The organism is Winogradskyella costae (assembly GCF_013403865.1).
Lineage (GTDB): Bacteria > Bacteroidota > Bacteroidia > Flavobacteriales > Flavobacteriaceae > Winogradskyella > Winogradskyella costae.
This window is the reverse complement of the sequence record NZ_JABFDK010000001.1, coordinates 1,447,567-1,468,154: the sequence shown is the minus strand read 5'-3', so window position 1 is coordinate 1,468,154 and position 20,588 is coordinate 1,447,567. Positions and strand designations below refer to the sequence as shown.

At 34.6% G+C, this 20,588-nt stretch carries 14 protein-coding genes; 6 read left to right on the top strand and 8 right to left on the bottom strand.

Features of this window, described 5'->3' with window-relative positions:
• The 8 genes from ileS to panC all read right to left on the bottom strand — a co-directional run bounded on the left by ileS (window position 1) and on the right by panC (window position 9,726).
• Window positions 1-3,402: an isoleucine--tRNA ligase gene (gene ileS, locus HM986_RS06285; protein ID WP_179334186.1), complete on the bottom strand. Its 3,402-nt coding sequence runs from the start codon at window positions 3,400-3,402 to the stop codon at window positions 1-3.
• Window positions 3,403-3,536: 134 nt separating this feature from the next.
• A complete protein-coding gene (gene radA / locus HM986_RS06280) occupies window positions 3,537-4,895 on the bottom strand; it encodes a DNA repair protein RadA (RefSeq protein WP_179334185.1) in 1,359 nt (452 codons plus the stop codon).
• A gap of 65 nt (window positions 4,896-4,960) precedes the next feature.
• Window positions 4,961-5,113, bottom strand: a complete 153-nt coding sequence (locus HM986_RS06275; RefSeq protein WP_179334184.1) for a hypothetical protein — start codon at window positions 5,111-5,113, stop codon at window positions 4,961-4,963.
• On the bottom strand, window positions 5,100-6,281 hold the full coding sequence (locus HM986_RS06270; RefSeq protein ID WP_179334183.1) for an alpha/beta hydrolase: 1,182 nt from the start codon (window positions 6,279-6,281) through the stop codon (window positions 5,100-5,102). Before HM986_RS06270 ends, HM986_RS06275 begins: the two co-directional genes overlap by 14 nt.
• A 79-nt stretch (window positions 6,282-6,360) precedes the next feature.
• Window positions 6,361-7,503, bottom strand: a complete 1,143-nt coding sequence (locus HM986_RS06265; protein ID WP_179334182.1) for an alpha/beta hydrolase — start codon at window positions 7,501-7,503, stop codon at window positions 6,361-6,363.
• 43 nt (window positions 7,504-7,546) lie between these two features.
• Window positions 7,547-8,506, bottom strand: a complete 960-nt coding sequence (locus tag HM986_RS06260) for a lysylphosphatidylglycerol synthase transmembrane domain-containing protein (RefSeq protein ID WP_179334181.1) — start codon at window positions 8,504-8,506, stop codon at window positions 7,547-7,549.
• 4 nt (window positions 8,507-8,510) lie between these two features.
• Window positions 8,511-8,861, bottom strand: coding sequence for an aspartate 1-decarboxylase (gene panD / locus HM986_RS06255; RefSeq protein ID WP_179334180.1), 351 nt, complete (start codon window positions 8,859-8,861; stop codon window positions 8,511-8,513).
• Window positions 8,862-8,874: 13 nt separating this feature from the next.
• Window positions 8,875-9,726 carry a pantoate--beta-alanine ligase gene (panC, locus tag HM986_RS06250; RefSeq protein ID WP_179334179.1) on the bottom strand — a complete coding sequence of 284 codons (852 nt, stop codon included), beginning with the start codon at window positions 9,724-9,726 and terminating at the stop codon, window positions 8,875-8,877.
• 109 nt (window positions 9,727-9,835) lie between these two features.
• On the opposite strand from panC, the gene HM986_RS06245 reads away from it, so the two are divergent.
• From HM986_RS06245 to atpD, 6 genes are all read left to right on the top strand, one after another.
• The gene (locus tag HM986_RS06245; protein ID WP_179334178.1) at window positions 9,836-10,648 is read left to right on the top strand and encodes a glycogen/starch synthase; all 813 of its coding nucleotides are present in this window, start codon (window positions 9,836-9,838) and stop codon (window positions 10,646-10,648) included.
• A gap of 8 nt (window positions 10,649-10,656) precedes the next feature.
• Window positions 10,657-12,402, top strand: coding sequence for a DUF4270 domain-containing protein (locus HM986_RS06240; protein ID WP_179334177.1), 1,746 nt, complete (start codon window positions 10,657-10,659; stop codon window positions 12,400-12,402).
• Window positions 12,403-12,413: 11 nt separating this feature from the next.
• A complete protein-coding gene (glmS, locus tag HM986_RS06235) occupies window positions 12,414-14,261 on the top strand; it encodes a glutamine--fructose-6-phosphate transaminase (isomerizing) (protein WP_179334176.1) in 1,848 nt (615 codons plus the stop codon).
• A gap of 172 nt (window positions 14,262-14,433) precedes the next feature.
• A complete protein-coding gene (locus HM986_RS06230) occupies window positions 14,434-17,187 on the top strand; it encodes a TonB-dependent receptor (RefSeq protein ID WP_179334175.1) in 2,754 nt (917 codons plus the stop codon).
• A gap of 11 nt (window positions 17,188-17,198) precedes the next feature.
• Window positions 17,199-18,818, top strand: a complete 1,620-nt coding sequence (locus HM986_RS06225) for an SGNH/GDSL hydrolase family protein (RefSeq protein WP_179334174.1) — start codon at window positions 17,199-17,201, stop codon at window positions 18,816-18,818.
• Window positions 18,819-19,011: 193 nt separating this feature from the next.
• Entirely contained in the window at window positions 19,012-20,520 is a 1,509-nt protein-coding gene (atpD, locus tag HM986_RS06220) for a F0F1 ATP synthase subunit beta (RefSeq protein WP_115810762.1), read from the top strand.
• Window positions 20,521-20,588 lie beyond the last annotated feature (68 nt).

Here is a 20,588-nt window from a genome sequence, read left to right as displayed (position 1 = left end):
TTAATGTTTTTGAATAAATAATTTGGTATTGACCTCGTCAAATACAATTTCTATACCATTATCTAAGGTGTCCATAATTTGTAATTCTTCGGTTAACGTCTCAGATTTAATATACGCTTCATTTGAAGAAATAGCCTCTACTATTTGGTCATCTTTTTGAAGTTGTACGTCAATTCTGTCAGTAACCTCAAATCCTGAATCTTTACGTAAATTTTGAATACGATTTACTAGCTCTCTAGCAATCCCTTCTTTACGTAAATCTTCATTGATGGTAACGTCTAAAGCCACTGTTAAAGCACCTTCATTAGCTACAAGCCATCCTTCAATATCTTGCGATGTAATCTCTACATCTTCCAATCCTAAAGTAACGGATTTTTCTCCAATTTTAATATCTAATTCACCATTTTGCTCAATATTTTTAATATCACCAGCCCCAAAACCAGCTACAACACTAGCAATCAACTTCATATCTTTGCCAAACTTAGGTCCTAAGGTCTTAAAATTAGGTTTTATTTGTTTAACTAAAATATCTGAAGCATCTTCTAAAAGTTCAATCTCCTTAATATTAACTTCATGTTTTATTAAGTCTGAAACCGCTTCAATCTCTTCCTTTTGTTGTTGATTATCAACAGGAATCATAATTTTCTGTAACGGTTGGCGCACCTTAATTTTCTCCTTAGCTCTCAACGATAAAACCAACGAACATATGGTTTGGGCACTCTCCATTTTTCGTTCTAATACTTTATCGATAACACTAGTATTTGCAATAGGGAAATCTGCTAAATGCACGCTTTCAAAAGTTTCCTTTTTAGTCACTGCATTTAAATCTAAATACAAACGATCCATAAAGAAAGGTGCAATTGGTGCGCCTAACTTTGCAATGGTTTCCATACACGTATAAAGTGTTTGATATGCTGAAATTTTATCGGTTTGGTAATCGCCTTTCCAGAAACGTCTTCTACTTAAACGCACGTACCAGTTACTTAAATAATCTTGTGTAAAGTCTGAAATTGCTCGCGCAGCTCTCGTTGGCTCATACGCTTCGTAGAATTTATCTACTTTCTGAATCAAGGTATTTAATTCAGATAAAACCCAACGGTCAATTTCTGGTCGTTCTTCTAATGGAATATCAGCTTCACTATAATCAAAACCATCAATATTAGTATAAAGCGTGAAGAATGAATAGGTATTATAAAGTGTACCGAAGAACTTTCTGCTCACCTCAGCAATACCTTCACTATCAAATTTTAAGTTATCCCAAGGATTTGCATTACTAATCATGTACCAACGTGTAGCATCAGCTCCATATTTAGATAAGGTTTCAAAAGGATCTACAGCATTTCCTAAACGCTTAGACATTTTCTGTCCGTTTTTATCCAACACTAATCCGTTTGAAACGACATTTTTATAAGCAACATCATCAAAAATCATAGTAGCAATAGCATGAAGTGTATAGAACCAACCTCTCGTTTGGTCAACACCTTCTGCGATAAAATCTGCTTTTCTCCAGGTATCATCAACTTTTGCTTTATTTTCAAATGGATAATGCCATTGTGCATAAGGCATAGAACCAGAATCGAACCAGACATCAATTAAATCACTTTCGCGATGCATTGGTTGACCTGATTTTGAAACCAAGACGATATTATCTACTACGTTTTTATGTAAATCGATTTTGTCATAGTTGTCTTCAGACATATTATCGACTTCAAAGCTCTTGAAGATATCTTCCTTCATCATACCTGCCTCAACGGCAAGTTGCATTTCAGCTTTTAATTCTTTTACAGAACCAATACAGATGACTTCTTTACCATCCTCGGTTCTCCAAATTGGTAATGGAATTCCCCAAAAACGAGATCTTGATAAATTCCAGTCGTTTGCATTTGCTAACCAGTTACCAAAACGTCCTGTTCCTGTAGATTCAGGTTTCCAGTTAATTCCGGTATTTAACTCATGCATTCTCCCTTTTACATCTGTGATTTTAATAAACCACGAATCTAATGGGTAATATAAAATTGGCTTATCAGTTCTCCAACAATTTGGGTAACTGTGCTTATATTTTTCAACCTTAAAGGCTTTATTTTCTGTTTTTAATTGAATAGCAAGTTCTACATCTACAGAACGATCTGGAGCTTCACCATCATCGTAGTATTCGTTTTTCACATATTTACCTGCATATTCTCCCATTTCGGGTCTGAATCGTCCTTGTAAATCTACCAATGGCACTAAATTACCATTGTCATCTTTTACTAAAAGTGGTGGAATTTCTGGTGACGCTTGTTTTGCAACTAAGGCATCATCGGCTCCAAATGTTGGTGCTGTGTGTACAATTCCTGTTCCGTCTTCAACCGTTACGAAGTCTCCCGAAATAACTCTAAACGCATCATGCGGATTGTCATTTGGCAAGGCATATGGTAAAAGTTGCTCGTATGTGATACCAACTAAATCTTTACCTATGAAATCTTTAACAACGTAATAAGGTATCTTTTTATCGCCTTCTTTGTAATCAATTAATTCTGGTTTGGTTTCAACACGTTTAAATTTTCCATCAAATTGTTTATTGACTAAATTCTTAGCCAAAACCACATTCATGGGTTTAAAGGTGTATTGGTTATACGTTTCAACCAAAACGTATTCAATCTTTGGCCCAACCGTCAACGCTGTATTACTTGGTAATGTCCAAGGTGTTGTTGTCCATGCTAAAAAGAAAATATCGCCTTCATTTTTAAGAAAATCGGGTAACGACTCTGCATTGGCTTTAAACTGAGCTACAACCGTTGTATCCGTAACATCTTGGTACGTTCCTGGTTGATTTAACTCATGCGAACTTAGTCCTGTACCAGCTTTTGGTGAATATGGCTGAATGGTATAACCCTTGTATATTAAATCTTTTTCGTAAATCTGCTTTAACAACCACCAAACCGTTTCCATGTATTTGGATTTGTAGGTAATGTATGGATCGTCCATATCTACCCAATACCCCATTTTTTTAGTGAGGTCGTTCCATGTATCCGTATAACGCATTACGGTTTTTTTACACGCTTCGTTGTAGTCTTCAACCGTAATTTTAGTACCAATATCTTCTTTGGTGATACCGAGTTCTTTTTCTACACCAAGCTCCACTGGTAAACCATGTGTATCCCAACCCGCTTTACGTTTCACCTGAAAACCTTTCATAGTTTTGTAACGTGGAAAAATATCTTTAATCGCACGCGCTAAAACGTGGTGAACACCAGGTAAACCGTTTGCAGAAGGTGGTCCTTCAAAAAACACAAAAGGTGGTTTTCCTTCTCTTGTGGTTACACTTTTATCGAAGATGTCGTTAGCTTCCCAATAATTACCGATTTCATCAGCAACGTTTGGCAAGTTAAGTCCTTTGTATTCAGGGAACTTTGTACTCATTATTCTGTTTTCTTATAAGTGAGCGAAATTACAGAATTTTGTGGAAATATTATAAGATATTAAATGGTAAACATAATGAGACCTAACAGGTTTTAAAAACCAACGATATCTACGAATAAAACCGTTGGAGTTTATTAAACCAAAAACCCAACCAAATCCTCAATCTTAGAAATCAATTGAATTTTAATAACCGTATTCTTTAGTGCAATTTTATTATACTTGGATACAAAAATGGTTGTAAAACCTAACTTTTCAGCTTCAAGAATTCGTTGTTCTACACGCTGTACTGGTCTTATTTCACCAGAAAGCCCTACCTCTGCTGCAAAACAGTAGGTACTTGGTAAAGCCACATCTTCATTTGACGACAAAATAGATGCAACAACCGCTAAATCTATAGCGGGATCATCAACAGTAATACCACCAGTGATATTTAAAAAGACATCCTTTGCTCCTAAACGAAAACCAGCACGTTTTTCTAAAACAGCCAATAACATGTTAAGACGTTTGGCATTGAAACCAGTGGCAGATCGCTGTGGTGTTCCATACACTGCAGTACTTACCAAGGCCTGAACTTCAATCATTAGAGGCCGTAACCCCTCTAAAGTAGCAGCAACTGCATTCCCTGAAAGCTCTTCATCTTTTTCTGAAATTAATATCTCTGATGGGTTAGAAACTTCTCGCAATCCGGAGCCTTGCATCTCATAGATTCCTAATTCGTTAGTAGAACCGAATCTATTTTTATTAGCTCTTAGAATTCTGAATACATGATTACGGTCTCCTTCAAACTGAAGTACCGTATCTACCATATGCTCTAAAATTTTTGGACCTGCAATATGTCCATCTTTGGTTATATGACCTATTAATAAAACCGGAGTTGCTGTTTCTTTAGCAAACTTTATAAGTTCTGTTGTACATTCCTTTATTTGAGAAATACTTCCTGCAGATGATTCAATATAATCACTATGCAAAGTTTGTATAGAATCGATAACTACAATATCTGGCTCTAGGGTTTCAATTTGCTTAAAAATATTTTGGGTTTTAGTTTCGGTGAGAATATAGCAATTACTGCTATTAGGGTTAATACGTTCGGCACGCATTTTAATTTGTTTTTGACTTTCTTCACCCGAAACATAAAGGGTTTTGTATTGTAATTTTAAGGCTATTTGAAGTAAAAGTGTACTCTTTCCTATGCCTGGTTCCCCTCCAAGTAACGTTAAAGAACCATAAACCATTCCACCACCTAGCACGCGATTAAACTCGCCATCTTGCATATCTAGGCGTGCCTCTTGCGACGTGTCAATATCATTAATTAGTAGTGGTTTTGAAACCCGTTTTGAAGTTGATGTCGGAGTTTTCCAATCGCTCTTTTCTGCTTTTTGAATGACTTCTTCAGCAATGGTGTTCCATTCTTTACAAGACGTACATTGTCCTTGCCATTTAGCATATTGACTGCCACAATTTTGACAAAAAAAAGTTGTTTTTATCTTAGCCATACTCTAGTTTCAGAATCCCATATAACAGGATTATTAAATTTTGAAACAGCTAAATTAAGACAATTTTAATTGATGTCTTTAAACCAAGCTACAATAGCTAAAACTTTTAATGTTGCTACTTTTGAAGGCATATTAGAAAACAAAAATGTTTTTGTTTTACCATATAAAGCTTCAAATAAGTCATCTGATGATAATCTATATTTCCTAGTTTTCTTCATCGTCGTCGTCGTCAATCTCTTCATCTAAATCTACCACGGTTAACTCATCAATTTTAGAGAAGATAAAATCTCTATTAATATGACTAACATCGTTTAATGTCAATGCAGATTCGTATAATTTTTTTGCTTTTTTAGTTTTACCTAATCTTTCTGCAGATTGCGCTAAATAATAAGTACCCATTAAAGACTCTGGATGAAGTTTATTGGCCAATTCACCTAATTTACTAAGTGATTTTAAATCTTCACGTTGTTCTGCAATTTTAACAACCTTCTCTATTTCTTCTTCGCTAATTTCTTTCTTAATACCGAATAATTTTTCGATTCTCTTATACCTATCCGTTAAGTAGGTATCTAAAGTGCCTTCATATGGTAATACTTTTTCCTCAAGCTCTTTTTCTCTAAGCGGATTGTAAATATCAAAAATCTTTTCAAATGATCTTGCCAAAGCGCTTGTGACTAATGTATAATGCGTTTCATCTTTAAAGTCATCAAAATAATAAGTCACGTTCTGATTATCAACCGTTTTTATTTGCGCATTTGTAGATAATATACTTTCTCTTATTTGTGGTATATCCTTTTCTGCAGTTGCTAAATAATAAAAAACATCCTTTTTATATAATGCTAAACGTTTAGATATAAAATTGTTTAATGACCCTATAAAATCGGGACTAATACAAACATAGGCTTGAAACTCTAACGTTTCTTTGAATAAATAAGAATTTATAAAATTCCCCATATTATCATGACCTACAGCAACTCTAAACTTACTAGTGTTGTATTTTTTATCAATAAATGGCATTAATTCTTCCGAGACAAAATCGTGAAATCTAAGTCCAGATTCTGTTGGTAATCCTGTAGTGGGATCATAGTAGCCGTCATAGAAACGATTTTCACCTTGCATTATTCCAACAACTATAGATCCTGGCATGTTGTCAAAATACGTTTGAAAGTCTATTTGCCCAACTACTGGCTCAAATAGATAGTCTCCATCAAATACAATAATTACTGGATACTTTTCATCCGCATTAGCATCATAATTTTTTGGAAGTTTAACTTTTAGCTTACGTACGGTATTAAGTTTAGCCGAGGATATTTCCTGATAAGTCGTCTGTGCGAATGTAGAAGCACAAATTAAACATGCAAGAACTAAAAAAATAGTTTTTTTCATGACAAGTAGGTTTAGATTTGGGATTCCAAACATACTAAATTATCGCCAACTTGTCAATTTTTTTCGATGAAATACATTACTATTTCATCTTGTCCTGAATTTCATACATTTTATCGAGCATCATTTCTTTATCTACAGACTGTGAAGGCTCTAATAATAGTCCCGATTTATAGCGCTGTAGCGCCTTTTTTAAATTTCCTTCTTTCTCATTATACATTCCTGAATAATAAGCGCTTAACATTGATTTAGGAAATTCTTTATTAACGAGCTTTGATAATTTTTGTAAAGACTCTAAGTCATCTTTTTTGTTACTAGCTGCTGCAATCGCTCTAATATCATTTTCAATTAATTTTTTATCAAAACCATAAAAATGCTCAATATCTTCATACTTTTTAATCAAATAATCAAAAGGGGATCCTTCAAAAGTGAGTACTTTTTCTGAATATTCTTTCGCATTAATAGGTTTAAAAAGTGCGAAAATTTGATTTAAAGCTTTTGGGATACCTCTACCAACTAAAGAATAATGATTGGCATCTTCAAAATCATCAAATTTATAGAGAAGATTTTTATTCTCAATAGCTGAAATCGTAGAGTTATTTTCCAGAATCGTACTTCTCATTGCTTTTATATCAGCATCTGCTGTTGCCATATAATAAAATATTTCTTGCTGAAGAATAGATAATCGCTGTGTTAATCTCTCCATCATTTGCGGCGCAAAATCCGGACTCAAAGCCACATAAGCTCTAAACAAAGGTTCATCTTTAAATAAGTAATAATTTATGAAATTAGCACTCAAATCATGTCCTACGATTATTCTAAAATTGGATGCATTATAATTCTCTTCAATAAATGGCAAGAGTTCGGCTGCCATAAATTCATAGAAAGCAGCACCATTATGAGAAGGAAAAAAAGATTCGTTATCATAATAAAAATCATCTGTTCTAGTAGTTGCCTGGTTAATACCTACAACGATACAATCTGGAATATCTTCCCAATAGGATTGATAATCGATATTACCAGCAATTGGTTCAAATAAATAATCCCCATCTAAGACGATAATTAAAGGATACGAACGCTTTTCTTCAGGATTATAATTCCGTGGTAATTGAATTTTCAATTCACGCTCTCCTTCAAGTTTTACAGATTCAATAGTTCTATAAACTGCCTGAGAATGAATATTTAAGCCTAAAAAAAGAGCTAGAACAAGGTAAAAATTCTTCATATTATGCATAAATTAAAAATTTAAAGTAAGGTAAAAAATATTTTTATATTGTTGTTCTCTTTCTGTTGTAAATAGGTAAATATAATAAGGACAAACCACCAACAATAATAATAACCAATGTTTGAGTTGACCATACAATCCACCCAAAAGCTCTGCTAGGATCGTCTCCCATTCCAAATAATGAAAAAGCAATAACTACGGCCTCTGGAAACGAACCAATGCCTCCGTTTGTAGCGGCAATACTAAAACTTGATAGGATAAATCCAATAAGAACAGCTGCTAATGTAATATTTTGTAGTTCTGGTAAAGCAAATGTCGTAACGTAAAACATAAGTACATACATAACCCAAATAAATAAGGTATGTCCTATAAACGCCCACTTTTTTTTCATCTTGAAAATACTCAGTGCCCCCTCTAATAACCCTGAAACGAATCCTTTGACTTTTAAAGCGAATGTAGACCTACTTTTTTTAATAAACAGAAATAACAGTAAAGTTCCCAAAAGTAATACTGAACCTCCTAAAAATAAAGAAGTTGGATTAAATTTATCTGCAAAAAAATTATAGATAAATTCGAATTCTATAAAAAAAGCTATAGCCACTATTGCAAGTAACATAATAGTATCTGCAATGCGCTCAGCAACTATAGTTCCAAAGCCTTTATCAAACGGAATATCCTCATAGTTTCTTAATATAGATGCTCTTGCGACTTCGCCTGCTCGTGGAATCGTAAAGTTGATAAGATATGCCGAATATACAGCCATTAAACTGTTACCAAATTTCGGCTTATATCCCAAAGGCTCTGCCATATAGAGCCAACGATAAGCTCTAGATATATGACTAAAAACACCTAAAGACACTCCAAGAATGATCCAACTATAATCAGCATCCTTAAAATACTGCACTAAAGTTGATATAGAAATTTTAGATAAAGAATACCACACTAAGCCAACTCCTAAGAGTAATGGCAATACAACTTTTAGGATGGTTTTAGGTTTAGCCACCTGGTTACTTTAGAAGATTCGTAGCTTCGTCTGGAAACACTAATGAAGGTTTAAACACCTTAGCCTCTTCAATTTCCATAATTGCATAAGTAATAAGGATCAGCGTGTCACCCACAGCTACTTTACGTGCTGCAGCTCCATTAAGCGTAATTTCACCACTATTACGTGGTCCGGGAATACAATAGGTTTCTAAACGCTCTCCATTGTCGTTATTAACAATTTGAACTTTTTCGCCTTGTATAATATTTGCCGCTTCCATTAAGTCTTCATCTATAGTTATACTACCAATATAATTAAGTTTGGCACCTGTAACCTTTACACGATGAATTTTAGATTTTACAACTTGTATTTGCATACTACAAAGATAATTAATTTAAAGCGATATTATCTATCAATCTTATATCGCCTGCATATACCGCTATAAAAGCTCTATATGACTTTTTTGTTGATTTACGTTTTACCGGTTTTAAGGTCGTTATATCTGCAATAATAAAATACTCTAACTCTAAGAGTTCTTCTGTCTTAAATTGCGTATGAACCCACTCCGTTATATCCTGAGCACTTTTTGTGCCAAACTTTATTTTGGCAGACATTAGTGTTCTATAAATGAATGGAGCCACATCTCTATGAGCCGATGACAGTCTCGCATTCCTAGAACTCATAGCCAAACCATCCTCAGCTCTATGAATAGGACAACCTACAATCTCAACAGGCAAGTGATGTAGTTCTACAAGCTTTCGAATAATTTGTAATTGTTGAAAATCTTTCTCGCCAAAATAAGCACGGTCAGGATTAACAATTTCAAACAAACGCTTAACAATAGTACCAACACCATCAAAATGCCCCACTCTAAAAGCCCCTTCCATTTCATGCTCTAAACCATCAAAATTAAAGGACTGAGATTGGATATCATTACCATAAATATCTTCATTAGAGGGAGCGTAAATAATAATGCGATCATCACTTACGGTTTCTAATAAAGCAGTATCCGCTTCTAAGGTTCTAGGATATTTAATTAAGTCTTCCTCGTTATTAAATTGGGTAGGATTAACAAAAATACTAACAACCACCAGGTCATTTTCTTCTAACCCACTATTTACCAGTGACAAATGTCCTCTATGCAACGCACCCATAGTTGGCACAAAGCCAATGGTGCTTCCATTGCCTTTTAATGCAGAGACATAGGATGATAATTCGGTTTTATTTTCAAAGTTTTTCAATGCCGTAACAAAAGTTTAACGCATGCAAACATAATATAATACTAGCAATCTGCCCAAAATTTTGTAATTTTGCATGTTTTTACTATTAAATTAAAAAAGCAGTAGATTTATGAAAGATAAACGAATATTGTATGTGTCCTCGGAAGTTGTGCCATATTTACCAGAAACTGAAATTTCTTCAATGTCATTTGAAGCGCCAAGGATGGTAAACAAACAAGGAGGTCAGATAAGAATATTTATGCCTCGCTTTGGAAATATTAATGAAAGAAGACATCAACTGCATGAAGTTATTAGACTTTCTGGTATCAACCTAGTCATTAATGATTTGGACATGCCTTTAATTATAAAAGTAGCTTCTATTCCTAAAGAGCGCATCCAAGTTTACTTCATAGATAATGAAGATTACTTTAAAAGAAAAGCAACACTAACAGACGAGGACGGAAAATTATTTTCAGATAATGATGAGCGTGCAATTTTCTTTGCTAAAGGAGTTATAGAAACTGTTAAAAAACTCAATTGGGCACCAGATATTATTCATGTCAATGGTTGGTTGGCTTCTTTACTGCCATTGTACTTAAAAGAATTCTACAAAACAGAACCTTTATTTACCGAAAGTAAAATAGTGACCTCTGTATACAATCAAAGTTTCGAAGGGACGTTAGATAAAGATATGATCTCTAAAGTAAATTTTGACGGATTAGATGCAGAAACAACTCAATTATTAAATAAACCAGATTATGTTAATTTAATGAAAGTGGCTATCGATAATTCTGATGCCATCATTAGAGGCTCTGAAGAATTACCAGAAGAATTAGACACCTATTTAAATGACTTAACAAAACCTGTGTTAGACTATTATTCTATTGAAGAATTTGCAGATCCTTACACAGAGTTTTACAACACTACTGTATTAAACGGTTAATATCACGTATGAAAAAAAACAGAATAGCCCTCCAAATCGTATCCTTTGGATTAATTGCTCTAAGCTTTATTGCTTGTGACAATGATTTTGCAAGCTTAAACTCTGACGTTCTTAATAGTGACGTGGCGACGAATTTTGATATATATTCCACTAACGAATATAACGTTACCACTTACACCAAGCCCTTAGCACCTGTACAAACTAACAGATCAGAATTAACGAGTTTATCTGGTTTAACAAACTTGGGTGTTTACGACGATGCTTACGGAAGAACAACTGCAAGTTTTGTAACTCAATTAACACCATCAATTTTCGACCCAACTTTTGGAGACGAAGCAAGGGTTGATTCTGTCGTAGTTACCATCCCATATTTTAGTACTATAACAGGCATTGATGATGATGGCAAAACTACCTATAGTCTTGATTCTGTAATATCTAAATCAGAAAACTATAGCAATATAAAATTGAATATTTTTGAGAATAACTATTTCATTAGAGATTTTGATCCTAGCGCTGGTTTCGATGTAACTCAAGCTTATTTTTCAGATAGATCATCAACATTAGGACCAATATCAACCACAATTTTAGAAGGCTCAGAACTTACCTTTGTAGATTATGATGAAATGGGCAGTAATATGTTTGTGGTAGACAATGAAATTGATATTAACGATATAGGCTATGACTTAAAAGACGTTAATAATCTCGATGAAAATGGAGATAAAACCTTGTTATCAAGCGAATCCCCAGGAATGAGAATAATGTTAGAACCTTCGTTTTGGGAAGATAAAATATTAGCAAAAGAAGGAGATGCTGTATTAAGTAATCTAAATAATTTTACAGAGTATTTTAGAGGTCTATATTTTAAGGCTGAAGCTATTAATGATGACGGTAGCTTTCTTATTTTAAACACTGCAAGCTCAAATAATGCCAACATAACAATATACTACTCTACACCAAACGAGGATGACCCAGAAACCAGAGACAGCGACACTTACGTTCTTAATTTTGGTTCAAATAAAATTAATTTTTTCGATAATGATTTTACATTGCCAATTGGTGATGGGGATGAGATTAATGGAGATAGTAGAATTTACCTAAAAGGTGGGGAAGGTGCCACTGCAGGAATAAAATTATTTGATGGTTTTGATGCCGAAGCTGGTATGAGTGTTTTTGATAAATTCAGAAATGATTTTGTGAATTTAGATGATAATAAATTTGAAAGCTCTAAACGATTAGTTAACGAAGCTAATTTAATCTTTTATGTAGATAGAGCTCAGCTAGATCTATTAAATGAAGATCCAAATAACGAGCCTGACCGCCTTTATTTATATGATGCCGAGAACAAAACACCATTGCTCGACTATTATTTAGATGCTACTAATACCAATTTCCCTTCATTTTCTAAAACTAGCCACCTTGGTCCTTTAGAACGTGTTGAAGACGCAGCTGATGCAGACTATGAAAAAGGGATTAAATATAAATTAAGAATTACGGAACATATTAATAATTTACTCTTAAGCGATTCTACAAATGTAGAACTTGGTTTAGCTGTCTCCCTAAACGTAAATATAGAAGACCCTAGCATTAGCATTACTCAAAATAGAGTAAAAACTGACGATGATTTGGATTTATCTGTGCCAATAAGTTCTGTCTTAACACCAAGAGGAACAATACTATATGGTAGTAATGTATCAGACCAAGATAGCAGTAAACGTGTGTACTTAGAAATATATTACACAGAACCAAATTACTAAAAAACAAATTTATGTGCGGAATTGTTGGATATATTGGCCACAGAGAGGCTTATCCTATTATTATTAAAGGACTTCAAAGATTAGAATACAGAGGTTATGATAGCGCAGGTATTGCTTTATACGATGGTGATAAAATTAAGTTATCAAAAACCAAAGGCAAAGTTTCTGATCTTAAAAACAAAATAGAGAGTGAAATTTCAACTGATGGAACTCTAGGTATTGGCCATACACGTTGGGCTACACATGGGGTACCAAATGATGTCAATTCTCATCCACATTATTCTAATTCTGGTGATTTAGTTATCATTCATAACGGTATTATTGAAAATTATGATTCCCTAAAGAAAGAGTTAATTAAAAGAGGTTATACTTTCCAATCAGACACAGACACAGAAGTATTAGTTAATCTTATTGAAGACGTACAAAAAAGTGAAAACCTTAAGCTAGGTAAAGCCGTTCAAATTGCTTTAAATCAAGTTGTAGGAGCTTATGCCATTGCTGTATTTGACAAAAAGAAACCAAATGAAGTTGTAGTCGCAAAATTAGGTAGTCCTTTAGCCATAGGTATTGGAGATGATGAATTTTTCATAGCTAGTGATGCCTCCCCTTTTATTGAATACACTAAAAATGCTATTTATCTTGAAGATGAAGAAATGGCAATTATTAGAAGAGGTAAAAAAATCAAAGTTAGAAAAATCAAAAATGATATTTTAGTAGACCCTTACATTCAAGAGCTTCAACTTAATTTAGAGCAAATTGAAAAAGGCGGTTACGAGCATTTTATGCTCAAAGAAATCTACGAACAACCAAGTGCTATTTTAGATACATTCAGAGGCCGTCTTTTAAGTAATGAAGCCATTATTAAAATGTCTGGTATTGAGGATAACATGAAAAAATTCTTAGCAGCAGATCGTATTATAATTGTAGCTTGTGGTACATCATGGCATGCCGGCTTAGTTGCTGAGTATATTTTTGAAGATCTAGCAAGAATCCCTGTTGAAGTAGAATATGCTTCAGAATTTAGATATAGAAATCCAGTAATAACTGAAAAAGATATCGTTATAGCCATTTCTCAATCTGGCGAAACAGCAGATACTTTAGCTGCTATAAAATTAGCAAAATCGAAAGGAGCATTCGTTTTCGGTGTATGTAATGTGGTTGGCTCAACCATTGCAAGAGAAACAGATGCTGGCGCATATACACACGCTGGTCCAGAAATAGGAGTCGCGTCAACCAAAGCTTTTACGACACAAATTACAGTACTGACGCTAATTGCTCTGCGATTAGCGAGAGCTAAAGGCACAATGTCTAGTTCAGAATTTAGACACCACCTTATTGAGTTAGAAACTATCCCGAGTAAAGTTGAAGTAGCATTAAAATCGGATGCATACGTAAAAACTGTTGCGGACATCTATAAAGACTCTACTAACTTCTTGTATTTAGGGCGTGGGTTTAATTTCCCCGTGGCATTAGAAGGGGCATTAAAATTAAAAGAGATTTCTTATATACATGCAGAAGGCTATCCTGCTGCAGAAATGAAACATGGACCTATAGCCTTAATTGATGAGCAAATGCCAGTTGTTGTAATTGCCACTAAAAAAGGACATTATGAGAAAGTGGTAAGTAACATACAAGAAATAAAATCTAGAAAAGGTAAAATTATAGGTATTGTTACTGAAGGAGATACTAATGTTAAAGAATTAGCCGATCATGTCATAGAAGTTCCTGAGACCTTAGAATGCCTTACTCCCTTATTAACTACAATACCTTTACAATTACTCTCGTACCACATTGCTGTGATGCTAGAAAGAAATGTAGATCAGCCTAGGAATTTAGCTAAATCTGTAACTGTGGAGTAGCAAAACATATTAATAAAATCATATTTTATAGCCTAATAATTGTGTAATTATCAATTTTTAGGCTTCTTTTTTACAACAAAGTGCTATGCATGCATAATTTTATGAGAATTTCTTATTGAATTTTCATATATTTAATTAAATTGCTAATCTAACAAATTAACTAATCTCTAACATGAAGACAATCTTAAAGCTTTTCACTATGCTTTTTTGCGTGGTATCGTTTGCTCAAACCACAATAAACGGTAAAATTTCAGACAATACTGGGTTACCATTACCTGGCGCAAATATTGTTGTAGTAGGTACAAGTACAGGTACGGTATCTGATTTTGATGGAATCTACACCTTAACCATAGCTCAAGAACCACCGTTCTCAATACGTGTGAGTTATACAGGTTTCGAAACTCAAACAATCGAAATCACATCCAATGACCAAACCGTTAATGTTACTTTAGCTGAAGGTAACGAATTAGATGAAGTGGTGATCTCTGCATCACGTACTCCAGAACGTATTTTCGAATCGCCAGTTACCGTTGAACGCTTTGGATTAAAAGAAATTAAGAATACGGCTTCAGCAGATTTTTATGGAGGCTTAGAAAACTTAAAAGGTGTTGACGTGAACACTAGTAGTTTAACCTTTAAGTCAGTGAATACAAGAGGTTTTGCTACAACTGCCAATACACGTTTTATGCAATTGGTAGATGGTATGGATAATTCGACGCCTGCTTTAAATTTTCCAATAGGAAATCTTGTTGGAATGGTCGAAACAGATGTGCATAGCGTTGAACTTTTACCAGGAGCATCTTCGGCTCTATATGGTGCAAACGCATTTAATGGTATTCTATTTATGCGAAGTAAAAATCCTTTCGATCATCAAGGTATTAGTGTCGCTATTAAAAAAGGGATCACAACTCAAGAAGCTGCCGGAGATAATGAGTATACAGATGTAAGCCTTAGTATGGCCTATAAATTCAGCGATAAATTTGCAGCGAAGGTAAACTTTGGTTATTTAGATGGTACAGATTGGGCTGCAACCAGCGAAGTAGATAGTGATATGTTTGGTGGTACAAGAGCTAGCAACTTAAACTATAACGGTATCAACGTTTATGGAGATGAAGTATCTGCAAATATTAATGATTTATCTGGAGGAACAGGTATTGTTCCAGATGTTTTTGTAAGTAGAACAGGATATAATGAACGTGACTTAACAGAACACAAAGCTCAAAGTATTAAGGCGGATTGGGGATTATACTACCGCCCAATAACAGATAGTAATTTCGAAATTCAATATGTAGGTAAAGTAGGTACAGGTACTACCATATACCAAGGAACTAACCGATATAATATCGATGGGTTCTTCCAAGAGCAACATAAATTAGAATTAAAAAACGATAATTATTTCGTAAGAGGTTATGTTGTAGCTGATAAAGCTGGTGATTCTTATGATATGGTATTTACAGGAATCAATATTAACAGAGCTTGGAAAAGTGATGCGGATTGGTTCGGCGATTACATAAACACATACGTAGCCGCAACTTTAGGTGGTGGCGCTACAGACACTCAAGCTCATGCTGCTGCAAGAGCTGCTGCTGAAAATGGAAGATTTGAACCTGGCTCAACAGAATTTAATAACGCATTCAATAGAATTATTAAAGATCCAGATTTAGCTACAGGATCTCAATTTCAAGATGCTTCTAAATACTACCATGCTGATGGTAATTACAACTTTAGTCATTTAACTGATATTGCAGACATCCAAGTTGGAGGGTCTTTTAGACAATATAAGTTGAATTCTTTTGGGTCTATCTACACCGATTACGATGGGACAATTGACTATAGTGAGTTTGGTGTTTACACACAAATTCAAAAAGAGTTAGAATTAAATGAAGATATGAATTTAAAAATAACGGCTTCTGCACGTTATGATAAATCAGAGTTTTTTGATGGATTTGTATCTCCTAGATTATCTGTAGGCTTAACGCTAAATAAAAACCACAACATTAGAGCTTCTGCTCAAACAGGTTTTAGAAATCCAACGACTCAAGATTTATTTATTGGATTAGATGCTGGTAGAGCAATACTAGTTGGTTCTGCTCCAGATAATTTAGATCGCTATTCTAGAGATTTCACATCAAGTAACGGAACCGTATATACACAAACTGGTGCTGCTGCGTACAATAACTCTTATACTGCATCTTCGGTACAACAACTAGCAGCAAGTGGAGATCCTACTGTTTTAACAGTAGCGAATCCAAACCTTGTATCACCAGAAAAAGTATCTTCTATAGAAGTTGGATATAGAGGAAAGTTTGATAAATTGACTATAGATTTTAGTACATATTATAATAAATATAAAGATTTTATTTCTTCAGAGGTTGTCATAGCACCGTTATATGGTGATGTTACTGCCCCTGAAGGTTCTGCTGAAAGAAATTTATCTATTCTAGCTATAACAAGTAGCGATTTCACTACTTATAGTGCATACACAAATTCTGATGTAGATGTTAATTCTTATGGAGCCTCAATAGGATTATCAACTAAAATAATGGGCGATTTTGATTTAGGTGGAAGTTATACATTCACTAAACAAGATTTTGACCAAGCAGCTAATCCTAATTTTGAAACTAACTTTAATACACCAGAGCACAAGTTTAAAGCGCATTTTGGTAATACTGAGTTATTTAAAAACTTTGGATTTAATGTAGCCTACAAATTTACTGATGATTATTTCTGGGAAGCAACTTTCGGTGATGGTATTGTACCAGAATTCCACACAGTTGATGCACAAATTAGTTACACTATTCCAACCTTAAAATCTACAATTAAGTTAGGTGGTACAAATATTGGTGGTAAAGAATATTTCACTGTATTTGGATCAGGTTACATAGGGTCAATGTATTATGCTTCTTTGACAATTAATAACTTATAAAAAATAGCAAAATGAAAAATATAAAATATGTATTACTATCAGCTGTCCTAATTGGATTTACAGCATGTAATGATGAAGCAGATTTTGAAGAACTTTTAGATAACCCAACAGAAGAAGTTGTATTTCCAGAACTAAATGCTGGTGAAGCTGACTTTTCTAAATACATTGCTGTTGGAGCTTCTTTCTCAGGAGGATTTACGGATAATGCCTTATTTATTGCTGGTCAACAAAACTCATTTCCAAATTTATTGTCTCAAAAATTTGCTTTAGTCGGCGGAGGTAGCTTCACCCAACCATTGATGAGTGATAATATTGGTGGATTTGTATCAGGGACAACAGTAGTCGTAGCTCCTAGATTATTTTTTAATGGTAGTGGCCCAGCGCTTCTACCTGCAACACCTACAACGCAAATTGCGGATGTATTATCTGGACCATTCAATAACTATGGTATTCCTGGAGCTAAAAGTTTTCATCTTGGTATAGCTGGTTATGGTTCTTTGAATCCTTATTTTGGAAGAATGGCCTCAAGTCCTACGGCAACCATTTTAGGAGATGCTGTGGCTCAAAACCCAACATTTTTCACCTTATCTGAAATAGGTGGAAATGATGTTCTATCCTATGCTACTTCTGGCGGTACTGGTGTTGACCAAACAGGAAACATTGATCCTTCAACTTATGGCTCAAATGACATTACAGATCCTAACGTCTTTGCTGCTTCTTTTAGCGCTAGTGTAGATGCACTAACTGCAAATGGAGCAAAAGGTGTGGTTGCTAACCTTCCTTATATTACAACATTAGCACATTTTACCACAGTACCTCACAATCCATTAGACCCAACAAATGAAGCCTTTGGACCTCAAATTCCATTATTAAATTCAATTTTCGGAGCTTTAAATCCAATTTTTAATGCTGTAGATCCTAACAGAGCAATCGTTTTTTCTGAAACAGCTGCAAGTGCTGTGGTGATTAAAGATGAAACACTTGATGACATTTCTGCTACAATCGCTGGAGCCTTAAATGCAAGTCCAACATTCCCTGCTTTTATTGCACAATTCGGATTACCTGCACAAGCAGTGCCATTAGTAGCTAACCTATTAGGAAATACATACGGACAAACAAGACAAGCTACTGCTGCTGATTTATTAGTTCTACCTAGTAGTTCAATAATCGGTACTGTAAATGAAGACTATGCTACTGCCTTAGAATTACAAGGTTTACCTGCAGCACTTGCTGCTCAATTTTCAGCGGAAGGAATTACACTTCCTTTAGAAGATAAGTGGGTATTAATTCCAAGTGAACAGTTGGCTATCAAAAGAGCAACAGATGCTTATAACGAACATATTGATGCAATAGCGATAATTAAAGGACTTGCTTTTGTAGATTTCAAATCTATTTTACAACAAGCATCAACTACTGGTTTCCAATCAGGGAACTTTATTCTTACTACAGATTTAGTTTCTGGAGGATTAATTAGTTTAGATGGAGTTCATTTAACATCTAGAGGATATGCTTTAATGGCAAACGAAATGATGAGAGCTATAGATAAAACATATGGATCTAATTTTGAGGCTTCAGGTAATTTTATAGATGCAGGAGATTACCCAACAAACTTTCCTCCTACATTACAATAAAAAAAACTTAAATACGAGTATAGATAACGCTCTCAATTTGAGAGCGTTTTTTATGCTTAAAAAAGCCATAAATTTTCATATAATATTTAAATTAAAACTCCTATCTTTGCAGCGCGAAAAACGCACGCACTCAACTAGATTGCGTTAGCTGTTTTTCACATTTAAACTATTGCAAAACAAAAACATAAGAGTAATGTCAAAAGTTACAGGTAAAGTTGCACAGATCGTAGGCCCAGTTATCGATGTAGAATTCGCTGCTGGTTCAGAGCTTCCAAAGATCTATGATTCATTAGAAATTAATAACCAAGATGGTTCAAAATTAGTATTAGAAGTACAATCTCACATTGGTGAAGACACTGTACGTACTATTGCTATGGATTCTTCAGATGGTTTAAGTAGAGGAACAGAAGTTCATGCCACTGGTGCTCCAATTCAAATGCCAATTGGCGATGATGTTTACGGACGTCTTTTCAACGTTATTGGTGATGCTATTGATGGATTAGGAGATTTACCTAAAGCTGGTGATGCTGGTTTACCGATTCACAGACAAGCTCCAAAATTCGAAGACTTATCAACGTCTACTGAAGTTTTATTTACTGGTATTAAAGTAATCGACCTTATTGAGCCTTATGCAAAAGGTGGTAAGATTGGTTTATTTGGTGGTGCCGGTGTTGGTAAAACAGTATTAATTCAGGAGTTGATTAATAATATTGCAAAAGGTCACGGTGGACTTTCTGTATTTGCAGGTGTTGGTGAAAGAACACGTGAAGGAAACGATTTACTTCGTGAGATGCTAGAGTCTGGTATTATTAAATACGGTGATGACTTTATGCATTCTATGGAAGAAGGCGGATGGGATTTATCTAAAGTTGATAAATCTGGAATGAAAGAATCTAAAGCGACTTTCGTATTCGGACAAATGAATGAGCCTCCTGGAGCTCGTGCTCGTGTAGCACTTTCGGGATTAACTATTGCTGAATATTTCCGTGATGGTGCTGGTGAAGGACAAGGAAAAGATGTTTTATTTTTCGTAGATAACATCTTCCGTTTTACACAAGCTGGTTCTGAGGTATCTGCATTATTAGGTCGTATGCCTTCTGCTGTAGGTTACCAACCGACATTAGCAACCGAAATGGGTGCAATGCAAGAACGTATTACGTCAACAAAAAGAGGATCTATTACATCTGTACAAGCGGTATACGTACCTGCAGATGATTTAACGGATCCAGCTCCAGCAACAACGTTTGCTCACTTAGATGCAACTACAGTATTATCTCGTAAAATTGCAGAGTTAGGTATTTACCCAGCGGTAGATCCATTAGATTCTACATCGAGAATTCTTACTGCCGATATTTTAGGTGATGAGCATTATAACTGTGCACAACGTGTAAAAGAGTTATTACAACGCTATAAAGAATTACAAGATATTATTGCTATTCTTGGTATGGAAGAATTATCTGAAGAAGATAAAATGGCTGTAGGTAGAGCAAGACGTGTACAACGTTTCTTATCGCAACCATTCCACGTAGCTGAGCAATTTACAGGACTTAAAGGTGTTTTAGTAGATATTAAAGAAACTATTAAAGGTTTTAATCAAATTATGGATGGTGAGTTAGATCACTTACCAGAAGCAGCATTTAACCTTAAAGGTTCTATTGAAGAAGCTATCGAAGCAGGAGAGAAAATGTTAGCAGAAGCATAAATCAGTAAGCAGTGCTCAGTCTTCAGTCCTTAGTGCGACTGTAAACTGCCAACTGCCGACTGCAAACT